Annotated in this window: 15 protein-coding genes; 7 read left to right on the top strand and 8 right to left on the bottom strand. The window is 60.0% G+C overall.

Annotation, left to right across the window (positions count from 1 at the left end; all coding sequences use genetic code 11):
• Positions 1 to 123 precede the first annotated feature (123 nt).
• Positions 124 to 1,749 carry a phosphoethanolamine transferase gene (locus tag AX760_RS19280; protein WP_087149299.1) on the top strand — a complete coding sequence of 542 codons (1,626 nt, stop codon included), beginning with the start codon at positions 124 to 126 and terminating at the stop codon, positions 1,747 to 1,749.
• A gap of 1 nt (position 1,750) precedes the next feature.
• Positions 1,751 to 2,167: a diacylglycerol kinase gene (locus AX760_RS19275; protein WP_083531247.1), complete on the top strand. Its 417-nt coding sequence runs from the start codon at positions 1,751 to 1,753 to the stop codon at positions 2,165 to 2,167.
• 14 nt (positions 2,168 to 2,181) lie between these two features.
• On the opposite strand, the gene AX760_RS19270 is transcribed toward AX760_RS19275, so the two are convergent.
• A complete protein-coding gene (locus AX760_RS19270) occupies positions 2,182 to 3,717 on the bottom strand; it encodes a sensor histidine kinase (protein ID WP_071834602.1) in 1,536 nt (511 codons plus the stop codon).
• Positions 3,718 to 3,793: 76 nt separating this feature from the next.
• Here AX760_RS19270 and AX760_RS19265 point away from each other — a divergent pair, with 76 nt between their 5' ends.
• The 3 genes from AX760_RS19265 (at position 3,794) to AX760_RS19255 (ending at position 5,585) form a co-directional block, all read left to right on the top strand.
• Positions 3,794 to 4,411: a thermonuclease family protein gene (locus AX760_RS19265; RefSeq protein WP_139275915.1), complete on the top strand. Its 618-nt coding sequence runs from the start codon at positions 3,794 to 3,796 to the stop codon at positions 4,409 to 4,411.
• On the top strand, positions 4,398 to 5,030 hold the full coding sequence (locus AX760_RS19260) for a uracil-DNA glycosylase family protein (protein WP_071834600.1): 633 nt from the start codon (positions 4,398 to 4,400) through the stop codon (positions 5,028 to 5,030). The genes AX760_RS19265 and AX760_RS19260 overlap by 14 nt, the downstream gene beginning before the upstream one ends.
• A 66-nt stretch (positions 5,031 to 5,096) precedes the next feature.
• Positions 5,097 to 5,585, top strand: coding sequence for an Lrp/AsnC family transcriptional regulator (locus AX760_RS19255; RefSeq protein ID WP_071834599.1), 489 nt, complete (start codon positions 5,097 to 5,099; stop codon positions 5,583 to 5,585).
• Between the two features lie 78 nt (positions 5,586 to 5,663).
• On the opposite strand, the gene AX760_RS19250 is transcribed toward AX760_RS19255, so the two are convergent.
• Positions 5,664 to 6,533 (bottom strand): NAD(P)-dependent oxidoreductase, encoded by an 870-nt coding sequence (locus tag AX760_RS19250; RefSeq protein WP_071834598.1) that lies wholly within the window; start codon positions 6,531 to 6,533, stop codon positions 5,664 to 5,666.
• A 283-nt stretch (positions 6,534 to 6,816) separates the two neighbouring features.
• Positions 6,817 to 8,361 (bottom strand): hypothetical protein, encoded by a 1,545-nt coding sequence (locus AX760_RS19245; RefSeq protein ID WP_071834597.1) that lies wholly within the window; start codon positions 8,359 to 8,361, stop codon positions 6,817 to 6,819.
• A gap of 228 nt (positions 8,362 to 8,589) precedes the next feature.
• Here AX760_RS19245 and AX760_RS19240 point away from each other — a divergent pair, with 228 nt between their 5' ends.
• The gene (locus tag AX760_RS19240) at positions 8,590 to 8,970 is read left to right on the top strand and encodes a GFA family protein (RefSeq protein ID WP_071834596.1); all 381 of its coding nucleotides are present in this window, start codon (positions 8,590 to 8,592) and stop codon (positions 8,968 to 8,970) included.
• A gap of 42 nt (positions 8,971 to 9,012) precedes the next feature.
• Here AX760_RS19240 and AX760_RS19235 read toward each other — a convergent pair whose 3' ends face one another.
• The 5 genes from AX760_RS19235 to AX760_RS19215 form a co-directional block, all read right to left on the bottom strand.
• Positions 9,013 to 9,828 carry a class I SAM-dependent methyltransferase gene (locus AX760_RS19235; protein WP_071834595.1) on the bottom strand — a complete coding sequence of 272 codons (816 nt, stop codon included), beginning with the start codon at positions 9,826 to 9,828 and terminating at the stop codon, positions 9,013 to 9,015.
• A gap of 70 nt (positions 9,829 to 9,898) precedes the next feature.
• Positions 9,899 to 10,165: an usg protein gene (locus tag AX760_RS19230; RefSeq protein ID WP_071834594.1), complete on the bottom strand. Its 267-nt coding sequence runs from the start codon at positions 10,163 to 10,165 to the stop codon at positions 9,899 to 9,901.
• A 166-nt stretch (positions 10,166 to 10,331) separates the two neighbouring features.
• On the bottom strand, positions 10,332 to 11,162 hold the full coding sequence (locus AX760_RS19225; RefSeq protein ID WP_071834593.1) for an ABC transporter permease: 831 nt from the start codon (positions 11,160 to 11,162) through the stop codon (positions 10,332 to 10,334).
• On the bottom strand, positions 11,159 to 11,962 hold the full coding sequence (locus tag AX760_RS19220; protein ID WP_071834592.1) for an ABC transporter permease: 804 nt from the start codon (positions 11,960 to 11,962) through the stop codon (positions 11,159 to 11,161). The genes AX760_RS19225 and AX760_RS19220 overlap by 4 nt, the downstream gene beginning before the upstream one ends.
• Positions 11,963 to 12,076: 114 nt before the next feature.
• A complete protein-coding gene (locus AX760_RS19215; protein ID WP_071834645.1) occupies positions 12,077 to 12,859 on the bottom strand; it encodes an ABC transporter substrate-binding protein in 783 nt (260 codons plus the stop codon).
• Here AX760_RS19215 and AX760_RS26805 point away from each other — a divergent pair.
• Entirely contained in the window at positions 12,858 to 13,067 is a 210-nt protein-coding gene (locus tag AX760_RS26805; RefSeq protein ID WP_139275917.1) for a hypothetical protein, read from the top strand. The two genes, AX760_RS19215 and AX760_RS26805, sit on opposite strands and share 2 nt — an antisense overlap.
• The last annotated feature ends 96 nt before the right edge of the window (positions 13,068 to 13,163 follow it).

The raw sequence follows: 13,163 nt of genomic DNA, 5'->3' as shown, positions 1-13,163 counted from the left end.
GGTAAGGCGTCCGTCCGGCAGCGGACCCTAAGGTTCGTCTGCCCTGCGATTGAGCCCGCGCACCGAACTGTCTGCCGCACCACACGCGGACGGGACGCTGCGCCCTGCGTGGAGTGTCTTCATTTGAAAAGCCTTGTCCCGAGCCGCCCGGTCATCGGCAGCGTCTCCTTGAGTGTGCTGGTTTCCGTCTATCTTCTGGTTGCCACCAACCTGACCTTCTGGTCGCGTGCATCGACCTATTTCGGGACGGCCAAACTCGGTCTGCTGTCGTTCGGCCTCGGCATCTCGCTGCTGGTCTTCGTCGTGACCACGGCCGTTTCGGTGAAATATCTGTTCAAGCCGGCGCTGATCTTCTTCATCCTCGTCTCGGGCGTCTCATCCTATTTCGCTGACACATTCGGCGTCATCATCGACAAGGAGATGGTCGAGAGCGCGGTGGTGACGACAACGGCGGAAGCGGGCCACCTGATCACGCCGCGTTTCCTGCTGCATGTGCTTTTCTTTGCCGTTCTGCCGGCGCTGTTCGTTGTCTGGGTCAAGGTGCGGCACAGGCCTTTCCTGTCGAAAGTCCTGTATAATCTCGCGGTGATCGTGCCCAGCCTCGTTGCGGTCGTGGCGCTTGCCAGCCTGAATTTCGCCAGTATCGCCTATGTGATCCGGGATCATAAGGACATGATGAAGCTGTTCAATCCGAGCGGGCCGATTTCGGCTGCGGTGCGTTACGCCTCGTCGGTCTATGAAGACACCAATATCGTCGTCGCGCCGTTCGGCATCGACGCCCATGCCGGCGACCGGCTGGCAAAATCGAAAAAGCCCGTCGTCGTCGTGCTTGTCGTCGGCGAAACGGCACGCGCGATGAATTTCTCACTAAATGGTTATGCGCGCGAGACCAATCCGGAACTCAAGGCGCTCGGCGTCGTCAACTTTACCCGGACAACCAGCTGCGGCACCGCCACTTCCGTATCGCTGCCCTGCATGTTCTCCGGCTATACCCGCGACGAATACACCGAATGGAAGGCGCATTCGCGCCAGAACCTCGTTGACGTGCTGACCCATGCCGGCGTCCAGGTCTCCTGGTGGGACAACAATACGGGCAGCAAGGGCATTGCCAACCTGATCAATTATGCCAGCCTCAACAATCGGAAGAACAGTCCGCTCTGCAAGGGTGGCGAATGTCTCGACGCAATCTTTCTCGAGGGGCTCGACCAGAAGCTGGCCACCATCAAGACCGATACCGTCATCGTCCTGCACCAGCTCGGCAGCCATGGTCCCGCCTATTATCTGCGCTATCCGGAGGAATACCGGACATTCAAACCGGATTGCCGCACGCCGGAACTGATGAACTGCAAGCCCGAAGAGATCGTCAACGCCTATGACAACAGCATCCTCTACACCGACCACATTCTGGCGAGCGTCGCAAAGCTTCTGCAAAAACACGAGACAAACGCGGCTGGCGCGATGATCTATATGTCCGATCACGGCGAATCGCTGGGCGAAAACGGCGTCTACCTGCACGGCGCGCCCTATGCCATTGCGCCGAAGGAACAGACGCATGTTCCCTTCATCGCCTGGTTCTCGAAATCCTATCAATCGATCATGGGGCTTGATACCGCTTGCCTTCTCCAATATTCGGATGCGGCGACGTCACACGACAACCTGTTTCATACCGTTCTCGGCATGATGAATATCCAGACCGGTGTGTACAATCGCGGGCTCGATGCCTTTGCCGCCTGCAGCGTGGCTGGGTGACATGGTTTTGACGAAGGAACATCGCAGCATGGGCAATGGCGCGCCGGTAAAAAAACTGACGGGCATACGGCATTTCTTCGCCGCAGCCACCTATTCGCTCGGCGGTGCCAAGCGTCTTCTCGGGGAGGCCGCGTTCCGGCACGAGCTTGGCGCTTTTGCCGTGGCGATGGTCGCTTTCGTCGTCACGGGTGCGAATTTCTTCCAGTATGTCGCGATGCTGGTGCTGTTCCTGCTGATGGTCGCCTTTGAGGCGCTGAACACGGCCATCGAGGAAATCGTCGATCGGGTGTCGCCGGAAATCTCCGAGATGGGCAAGAATGCCAAGGACCTGGGCTCGCTGGCATGCCTCTGCCTGATCATCGCCAATGTCGGCTATGCCTCTTATGTCGTGTTCTTTTCCAAGCTGTTCGGGATCTGATCGGACAGCGCCGATCAGGCGAAGCTCTTGCGGCGCCGTTCGACGGCATGCGCATCCTCGACGGCGGGGATGCTTTCCAGCACCCGTTTCGACGGCAGGATGGCGATGGCTTCGGTGCCCTCGCGCAGTTTCGATTTCAGGATGAACTCGCCATTGTGCTTGGACAGGATCGCCTGGACGATCGGTAGTCCGAGACCTGTGCCCTGTTCAGCGCTCTTGATGGCGATCGACCCCTGACCGAAGGCTGACAGGACGATCGGGATTTCGTCTTCTGGGATGCCTGGACCGTTGTCCTTGATCGACAGGTACTGGCCGCCGCCGGCCGTCCAGCCGACCTTGACGGAGATTTCGCCGCCCGACGGCGTGAACTTGACCGCGTTCGACAAGAGATTGAGCGTGACCTGGCGCATCGATTTCTCATCCACCCAGACCGCCGGCATGCCGGGTTCGAACTGCTCGGTGATGGTGATGTTCTTGGTGCGGGCCCGCAACTGGACCATGCCGATGCAGTCCTCGGTCATTTCGACCAGATGGATCGATTCCTCGTTGAGATCGTATTTGCCGGCCTCGATCCTGGACAGGTCGAGGATTTCGTTGATCAGGTCGAGCAGGTGCTGGCCGGAGCGGTGAATGTCGCCGGTGTATTCCTTGTAGATGGGATTGTTGAGCGGCCCGAGAACCTCTGTCGACATGACCTCGGAAAAGCCGAGAATGGCGTTGAGCGGCGTGCGCAACTCGTGCGACATCGACGCCAGGAACCGAGATTTCGCCAGATTGGCCTCTTCGGCACGACGCCGCGCTTCATCCGACATCGACTTTGCCACTTCCAGCTCGGCGATCAGATCGTCCTTTTCCGACTGGACCGAGAGGATGTGCACATTGGCCCGGTGCATGCGCGTCGTCATGAAGAGCATGAAGACCATCGCTGTGGAGAGGGTCGCCGTCATGCCGAGGTAGGCAGGGCTCTGGGCCAGCAAGGCCTGGACGGACAAGGCGAGCACGGCCGGCGCGAAGGTGGCGATCAGGGCGTTGCGCAGCAGAAACGTGCCCATGGTCGTGGCGGCGAGCGCGATCAGAAGGACACCGCCCTTGTAGAAGGTGAAGGTCACCTCGCCGCAGGCAGTGCACTCCTGCATCGAAAACGATGCCCAGCAGATGCCCATGACGATCTGGGCAACGAGAAAGCGCCGACGCCAGAGCACGGCTTTTTCCGCGGTGATATCATCCGTGCTGGCGCGGCGCGCCAGAAGCACGGTCAGGGCATGAATGCTGAGCGCCAGCAAGGCCCAGCCGATCAGGTTGAGGCGCTGGGAGAGATAGATCCCGATCGTGGTGATCAGGACCAGGAAGATCGGCATCGCGATCGCGCCCTGCAGCACCGAACTGATGTAGAGCCTGAGCATTTCGCGGTCGAAACCCGAGGCGGTGGACTGGCCGGTCTGCAGGCGCTCACGGGTCGAGCGGACGGCCTTCGACACAGCCTTGTTGCGATGGCTGCGCGATTTGTCGACGATGATCTTGTCGGTCGATGTGCTGACGCCTGTGTTCATGCTCTCGTGCGATTTTGATGGAAGCCATTGAAGACTAGGAGCGAATCCTTAAGAAGTTGCTGCAGGCGTCAACAATTTGGCAACCGTCTTGTGGATGTCGCAGCAGGCGAGGGAGGGCGAAACCATGGGGCTGGCAAGACGCCTGCGCGATCTCCTTCTGTGCATTTTCTTTTTTCTTTTCATCGGTCTGATCGTCGTCCGGATGGCGGAGACGACGGAGGGCAAGGTTGAGGGCGAGGCGCGCGTCGTGGATGGCGACACGCTCGTTGTCTCGGACATGCGGGTGCGGCTGATCGGCATGGACGCGCCCGAACTGGCACAGACCTGCCTGCGGGCCGCTGGTCCCTGGCGCTGCGGTTCCGTGGCGCGGGACAGGCTTCTGGAGATGGTCGGGGCAGGCGATGTGCAGTGCAGACTGCGTGGCGAGGATCGCTACGGACGCAGTCTGGGCCGTTGCACCGTTGGGCCGCTGGATCTTGGTGCAACGATGGTGCGTGAAGGCCAGGCCGTTGCCTTTGGAGACTATGAGCCGGAGGAGGAGGCTGCACGGCGACAGAAGAGGGGGCTCTGGTCCGGCACGTTCGATCGCCCGCGGATCTGGCGGCAGACCCATGGCGGCATGAGCGAAGCGCCCCATATATCCGCTGACTGGATGACAAGGCTTTGGTCGAGGATAGGGCATGAAGGGGACTGACGGGCTGGAGACGTTGCGTGCGGCGATTGCCGCTTGCCGCATCTGTCGCGACCAGCCCTTGAAAGGTATGGACGACCGGCTGCCGCATGAGCCGCGCCCGGTGGCGGTCCTGTCGTCGACAGCGAAGATCCTGATTGCCGGCCAGGCACCGGGACTGCGCGTGCATGACAGCGGGCAGGCCTTCAACGATGCCTCGGGCAACAGGCTGCGCCAATGGCTCGGCGTCGACCGGGAGCAATTCTACGATGCCCGGAAATTTGCAATCGTCCCGATGGGTTTCTGTTTTCCCGGCTATGATGCCCATGGCAGCGACCTGCCTCCACGCCGGGAATGCGCGCCGCACTGGCGCCAGACCGTGCTGGATGCCATGCCGCAGATCGCCCTGGTGCTGGCCATCGGGCTGCATGCGCAAAAATGGCATCTGGGCACGCGGTCGGCCAAAAGCATGACCGAGACGGCCAGGGACTGGCGCCTGCACCTGGGCGTCAATCGCGGCATTCCCGTTCTGCCGCTGCCGCATCCGAGCTGGCGCAACACAAGCTGGCTGAAGAAGAATCCCTGGTTCGAGGCGGAGCTTGTGCCGGTGTTGCGCGCACGGGTCCGGGCCTTGACCGAGTGAAACAAATTTCTTTCATTTGGCGATTTCCGCGTTATAGAAAGAATAATATTCGATAAGGATCGCCAAATGGACCGCCTTGACCGCAAAATCCTGCGCCTTCTGCAGGAGGATTCGACCCTCGCTGTCGCCGACCTCGCCAAGAAGGTCGGCCTGTCGACGACACCCTGCTGGCGGCGGATCCAGAAGATGGAAGAGGAAGGCATCATCCGTGGCCGGGTGGCGCTGCTCGATCCGGTCAAGATCAACACCAAGGTGACGGTGTTCGTGTCGATCCGGACCAATTCGCACTCCGTCGAATGGCTGCGGCGGTTTTCCGAAGTTGTCAGCGAGTTTCCGGAGGTCGTCGAATTCTACCGCATGAGCGGTGATGTCGATTATCTCCTGCGCGTCGTCGTTCCCGACATTGCCGCCTATGATGCCTTCTACAAGCGGATGATCGCCAAGATCGAGATCCGCGACGTCTCCTCCGCTTTCGCGATGGAGCAGATCAAGTACACGACACAGCTTCCGCTCGACTACATGATGCTGGAACAGGCGAAATCCGGCGAGGATTGATCGGCCCGGATTTTGCGCGGGAACAAAGGCTGAGGCGCGGCGCGCGTCAGCCTTTTTCAATTCCGGGTTCGGCGGGCCTTATTTCTCGAGCCGTGCCAGGAGCGACGAGGTATCCCAGCGTTTGCCGCCGAGCGACTGCACCTCGGCATAGAACTGATCGACCAGGGCCGTCACCGGCAGGGTGGCGCCATTGTTGCGGGCTTCCGACAGCACGATGTCGAGGTCCTTGCGCATCCAGTCGACGGCAAAGCCGAAATCATATTTCCCGACATTCATCGTCTTGTGGCGGTTTTCCATCTGCCAGGAGCCGGCGGCGCCTTTCGAGATCACGTCGATGACGGCCTCGATGTCGAGGCCTGCCTTCTTGCCGAAATGGATGCCTTCCGCCAGTCCCTGCACCAGGCCGGCGATGCAGATCTGGTTGACCATCTTGGTCAACTGTCCCGATCCTGCCGGTCCCATCAGGCCGACCATGCGGGCATAGGCGTCGATGACGGGTCTTGCCCGCGCGAACACGTCCGGCTCTGCGCCGCACATGACGGTGAGAACCCCGTTTTCGGCGCCGGCCTGTCCGCCGGACACCGGTGCATCGATGAAATGCGCGCCGCGCGCGGTGGCCGCCGCATCCAGTTCGCGCGCGACATCGGCGGAGGCCGTCGTGTTGTCGATGAAGACGGTTCCGGCCTTCAGGCTGTGGAAGGCACCATCCTTGCCCGTTGTCACGGAGCGCAGGTCGTCGTCATTGCCGACACAGCAGAACACATAGTCCGCGTTGGCGGCGGCATCTGCGGGGGTGCTTGCCGTGCTTCCGCCGAACTGGTCGACCCATGTTTCCGCCTTCGCTGCCGTGCGGTTGTAGACCGTGAGGTCGTGACCGCCCTTGACGCGCAGGTGGCCGGCCATCGGATAACCCATGACGCCGAGACCGATGAATGCAACTTTAGCCATTGAGAACTCCTGAAGACCTGGATCGCGGATATTTTGCAGCGAGCCATTTGCGGCTGATCGTTCCCTGCTGAAATTCCGAAATCGATTCCGTATACAAGCCTCATGGAGTAGCCGAACGCCCATTCGGGGGGAAGCCATCACGGGTTTTTTCCGCGTCCGGCAGCGCTGCAAAAAGACGAATGGGTTGGCTCGTGGCCAAGCGGGCAGAGCGGGCGCAATCCTGAATGGCGAAACCGGCAGGTTGCCCCTGCCGGTCCGATTGATGCAAGCACAGTTCGTGCGTTTAACGTTTGGTGCTGTCCAGCCGATCGGAGTCTTCACCGAGGCTGGCGGAAATCTCTTTCCAGAGACGGCGCAGCCGGCGGACATGCAGATCATCGGCAATCCAGCGCATGACATGTTCGGTTGCTGCCGACACATTCGTCTTGTTGATCTTTCCCCGGACCCAGCGGCTGTATTCGGCCAGGTCGACATCGCTGACCGTGCCATCCTCGGCAATGGTCGCCAGCTTGGTCTTGGTGATATCCAGTGTCTGTTTGAGATTGTCGGTGCTGGCAAACAGGATGCTGACGCAGATGTCGTCGAATTCCGGCGGCGCGTTGACGTCGCTGATCGCCCGTTCGAGATCGAAGATGGTGCGGATGTTGACCTCGCGGAACAAAAGGAACTTTTCCGGACCGACGATGTGGCAGAGCTGCGCCTGGCCGATCCAGTCTATCACCTGATAGATGCCGTAGGGCGATTCGATGTGCAGCATGATCGGATTGTAGGTGGCCAGGTTCTGGACATCGTAGATGCCGCATTCCTCCAGACGGAAACGCGTCTCGAAGTCGATGCCGTCGATGATATCCAGCGAGATGATCTTCGTCACGGCGATGAAGCGGTCGTCGCTCGTCTTGATCCAGGCGACCAGCGACTGCATCTTCATCAGCAGGAATTTCGTGACGCTTTGCGGCAGGAGGCCGAACAGCGGCGCCAGCGCCAGCCAGATCCAGGGAATGCTGCCATCGGCGGGGCCTGCAAAGCCGGGGGCCACTGCCGAGACCACGTCATGAAAGGGATCGGGAAAGGCACGGAAGACGAGAATGGTGAAAGTCACCGATGCCAGCATCTCGCCGGTCTGACGCAGGAAGGTGTAGGACGACAGGTCGAACACCGAAAGGCCGCGCAGGAAAATCCGGATTGCGGCGATATAGGCACCAACAAAGGTGAGCGAGCCGATGATGCGCAACTGTTCGTAGGAGCCGGGCTTCATCGCGGCCTCGGTGCAGGGCAAGGTGGTCGCACAGGCAGAGCCAGCGGCTCCGAAGCCGGAAAGCATCGTTTCCTGCAGCGCATCAAAGCCGAAATAACAGGCGATGATAAAGCCTGTCGTCGACAGGAATATGCGCTTGTCGGTGGGTGATCCAAAGGCCCCGAGGCTCTCGATGATCCGGTCGATCTCCTCGTTTTCGCTAAGTTTCAATGTCCGTTTTTCGCCCCGCCATTCGACAGGCTCGATGTCGGACGTGTATTTCGAGCGGACGAATTCGAAGGTTGGGTTCTGGGTGATCGGCTGTGGTCGCCTGGCCGGGGGAACCGATTGCGCAGCAGCGTCCTGCTCATCCTTTTCCGCCTGCGTCTGGCGCAGCTGATCAAAGGCACGGATAAAATCCTGGATCGAGCGCAACCGCCGTACCCGGACTTCGCGCCGCCCATAGATCAGGAGCAGCGGTGTCAACAGCGCGAACAGAAGGGCGATCGGATTGAGCCCCAGGAGGTTCTCAAGTGTATCCCCCACCAGACCAAAGAAATGCGTCGCCCCCGTCAACCATGCCCAATCCTGCATCTGAATTCCCCCTTAGGTTGAAAGGTCAAGCTAGAACTCTCAGGCGTTCCGTCTACAAACCGATTGCCCTTCAGGGTTGTTAATTCTATCAAGGATTGCATTATTGGCTGTAAAATCCCGCTCTTGATCTTTTCCCGCGCACGGACATGGACGCGACGGCATCCAGCCATATGTAAACCGGGATCGGGTGGCGATCGCCGACCCGGACACTGCAATGAGGATAAGAACATGGCTGAACGACTGAACGCATCCTGCCGCTGTGGCGGTGTGAAGTTTTCCATTCCGACCGATGCGGCCGGCGTCTTCTGCTGCCATTGCGGTGACTGTCGCAAGGCACACGGCAACTACATGGCGGTGATCGGTGCGCCGCGTGACGATGTCCGGTTCGAAGCCGATGGCACGCTGCAATGGTGGGGCTATAGCGACACGGCGCGCCGGGGGTTCTGCTCGACCTGCGGCAGCCGGTTGTTCAAGGACAATATCGGCACCGATCTCCTGATGGTTTCCGCTGGCGTCATCGACGGTCCCACAGGCAAAGTGATCGTCAAGAACATCCTGACCGAATTCAAGGGCGACTGGTACGAGACGCCGGCCGTGCACGACGCGTAACTTCGATCGCGGCCCGGCCAGGTCGGCCGGGCTATGTGACGGTCAGGCGCGCAGCCTTGCGATGACGAGGTGGCCGGCGATCGGCTGGCCATCCTCCAGACGAACGGTGATGTCGGTCATTTCCACCAGGTCGAAACCGGTTTCATCAAGCCGATTGCGCACATAGTCCGGCGCATGGGCAAAGCGCTGGTGCGGGCCGACCATGAAGCGGCGCCCGGCCAGCGTCTCTTCCGGCAGGGTTTCGCTGGAGAATATGAACAGGCCGCCGGGCTCCAGGTTTTCGGCAACGCCGAAGAACAGGGCTTCCAAGCCGCCGAGATAGGGCAAGACGTCGGTCGCGGTGATCAGGTCGAAGGACGGATCGTCGTTGTCTTCGAGGAAATCCACCACTTCGGCAACATAGAGGGTTTCGTAGAGGTCCTTGTCATGGGCGACTTCGACCATGTTTTCCGACAGGTCGATGCCGGTCATGTCGCCCGCAAGATCGCGCAGTGCGCCGCCGGTCAGGCCCGTGCCGCAACCGAGATCGAGCAGCCGCTTGAACGGGCCAAGCGCGAGGGCCTGCAGCCGCTGGCGCACCAGAACCGGGACATGATATTCGAGCTGCTCGACGAGCACATCCTCAAAGACGTCGGCATGCTGGTCGAACAGTGTGGTCACATAAGCGTCCGGCGCCTTGTCGGGCGTCTCGCCGCGGCCCATCGAGGCGATGCGCACGGCCGCGCCGCCATGGTCCTCGGGATCGATCGCGAGGACCTCCTCGTAGGCTTTCACTGCGGCTTCGATATCACCGGATTTCTCCAGCGCGAGCGCGCGATTATAGGCTTCGGCCAAAGCTTCTTCGTCGATTTTTTCCATGGCGGCGTCATAAGGTGCCGTCCCCGACTTGGCAAGTCGATCTTCAGCCCTGTTGCGCCGCAGGGCGTGCTCAGTTGATGATGAATTCGCCCTTGAGCGCCCGCCAGTCGGTGGCCGAGATCAGCTTGCGGTGAATGTAGCGCACCGAATGCAGGGGGCCGTCGAGTGTCTCCTGCCAGAATTTCAGGAAACTGTTCATCTCGGGAAAGTGCGGCGCGATGTCGTACTGTTGCCAGATATAGGTTTGCAGAAAGGCCGGATGATCGGGCATGCGATAGAGGATCTGTGCGGTCGTCAGGCCATAACCTTTAAGCTGCAGTTCCATTTCGTTTGTCATATGGACCTCATCGTTGCTGAATGATGGTCCCTATGATTGAAGCGCCCGATTGGTAAATCAAGTGTTAAAGCGCGTCGGAGATTTGTGAATATTATTTGATTTCAGTGTGTTAGCAGCCTTTTCGGAGGAGTGCTGCCAAGTGGTTGATCGCCCCGGATAATGTCTCCTAGCGCTTCAGGTGCCGCGTCAGGCGGTTTTCGATCCAGGCCCAGAGATTGCGCAGGATCTCGACCATGATCAGGTAGAGGATGGCCGCCCAGAGATACATCTGGAAATCATAGGTGCGCGAAAAGGCGCGGCGGGTTTCGCCCATCAGGTCGAAGACGGTGACGATGGCGACGATGGCGGAGCCCTTGATCATCAGGATGATTTCGTTGCCATAGGGGCGCAGGGCGACGATCATCGCCTGCGGCAGGATAATCTTGAAAAAGGCGATGCGCCGGGGCAGGCCGAGTGCGGCCGAGCCTTCGTGCTGGCCGCGCGGCACGCTCTGGATGGCACCGCGCAGGATCTCCGCCTGGTAGGCGGCGGTGTTGAGCGTGAAGGTCAGGAGCGCGCAGAACCAGGCATCGCGGAAGAAGGTCCAGAGGCCGATCGCCTCGAGATAGGGCCGGAATGTGCCAAAGCCGTAGTAGATGAGGAAAAGCTGGGTGATCAATGGCGTGCCCCGGAAGAAATAGACATAGATGTAGGCGAGCCAGGACAGCACCTTGTTTTTTGTCATGCGGGCATAGGCCAGCGGTAGCGACAGAATACCGCCGAGCACCACGGATATGCTGACCAGCGTCAGCGTCACGCCCAGACCCGAGATGAGGTTGGGGCCGTATTTGGTGAGTTTCTCGATGCTCCAGCTGTCGATGATGAACAGCACGATGCCGATGGCGGCGGCTAGCCAGATGCCGAGCGTGACGTTGCCGATCAGCCGCGATGTCGTGAACCGACGCGCGGCCTCGGGCGGTGCGGGCAGGGCAGGCAGCATGGTTTCGCGATGGCTCATCGGGCGGCCTCCGAGCGTTTCGTCCAGCGCTCGAGCGCGGAAAACACCAGCGACGACAGCATGGCCAGAACGAGGAAGAGCAGGCAGGCGATCGAGAAGAATTCAAAGGCGTTTTTCGTCACGCGTGCGGCGATGCCGGTCTGGCGCAGGATATCGGGCAGGCCGATGACCGAGACGAGGGCGGTGTCCTTGAGAAGCGCCATCCAGAGGTTTCCAAGCCCGGGAAGCGCAATGCGCACCAGCTGCGGCAGGATGATCAGCCGCATGGTGCGGCCCCGGCGCAGGCCCAGTGCATCGCCGGCCTCGTACTGGCCGCGCGGGATTGCCTTGAAGGCAGAGAGCAGCACCTCGGAACAATAGGCGGAGAAAACGACGCCGAGCGCGATCATGCCGGCAACGAAGGCGTTGATCTCCACCGCTCCCTCATAACCGAGCCCGGCCATGAATTGCTGCGCCAGAATTTGCAAGCCGTAATAGACGATGAACAGTGTCAAAAGCTCGGGCAGGCCGCGGAAGATCGTCGTGTAGATGTCGGTCGCCAGCCGCAGCGATTTTTCTTCCGACTGCTTGGCCAGTGCAATGAAGAAGCCGAAGAACAGGCCGATGGGCAAGGTGCAGAGGGCAAGGCTGGTGGTAATCATGAAACCGAAGGCGATCTCGTCGCCCCAGCCGACATCGCCGCAGGACAAAAGTGTCCCGGAGGCAAACAGCCTGAACACACCGATCGGGCCGCAGAGCGGATCGATGGTCGTGGCAATCCACGACAGCAGCGACGATAGGGCGGCAAATGCAGCCTGCATGTGTCTGTTTTCCCCGGCGCGGCCTTTTTGGCTCGCTTGTTGTTGTCTTGTGTTGTCAAACAAAAATGGCGGAAGGGCAAGCCTTCCGCCATCGCATTTCTGTGCAGTTCGAAATCAGCCGCCGTAGACGTCGAAATCGAAATACTTGTCGTTGATTTCCTTGTAGGTGCCATTGGCGCGGATCGCCTGGATGGCGGCATCGAACTTGCCCTTCAGCTCGGTCTCGCCCTTGCGGATCGCAATGCCGGCGCCAGGTCCGTTGATGACGGGATCCGGATCGAGCGCCTTGAGGATCTTGCAGCAGGCGCCGTCCTCGGTCTTGAGCCAGGACGAAAGGACGACGACGTCATCGATGACGGCATCGACACGGCCATTGGCGATGTCGAGCTTGTATTCGTCAGGCGTCGGGTAGAGCTTCAGCTCGGCATCCTTGAAGAAGGCTTCGGCATAGTTCGAATGCGTCGTCGACGACTGCGCGCCGATCGTCTTGCCGGCGAGGCCAGCGGCCGTTGCTTCCGTTATGTCCGAATCTTTCGGTATGGCGATGGCCGGGCCGGTGTTATAATATTTTTCGGTGAAGTCGACCTTTTCCTGGCGCTCGGGCGTGATCGACATCGAAGCGACGATCGCATCGAACTTCTTTGACAAAAGCGCCGGGATGATGCCGTCCCAATCCTGGGTGACGAAGGTGCATTCTGCCTTCATCTCGGCACAGAGCGCCTTGGCGATGTCGATGTCGAAGCCGGTCAGCGTGCCGTCCGCTTCAAGATTGTTGAAGGGCGGGTAGGCGCCTTCCGTGCCGATCACGATCTTTTCGCCTTCAGCCAGGGCGGAGCCGGCCATGAGTGCGAAAACGGCAGCCGAAGCGGCGACTGCCAGACGTTTGGAAATACGCATGTTCATCCTCTCTGTTGGCAGACATCCGGTTTTTTGTTTTATGCGGATGTCCGGTATGCCGGGCATTGTTTTGCCGGTCTGGGCCGATAGTCCTACGCTTTCCAGGAGAAAATCAACAGGAATCCGTCGAAAAACGCCGAAACTTCATGCTGTGGCCGCGTTTACCCCTTTCCGCCGCAAGATCGCCTCTATGTGCTGTCGAGGATGAATACGCTGTTCATCACGAGTTAATCGCGGTTCCGCTAGGCATCGCATGGAACTTTGACTGCAGTCCCGCGGTTTGCTGCCCGGACATCCGGCAACG

Origin of the sequence: Pararhizobium antarcticum (assembly GCF_001885585.1) — a bacterium.
GTDB lineage: Bacteria > Pseudomonadota > Alphaproteobacteria > Rhizobiales > Rhizobiaceae > Pararhizobium > Pararhizobium antarcticum.
This window is presented reverse-complemented; position numbering and strand designations above follow the sequence as displayed.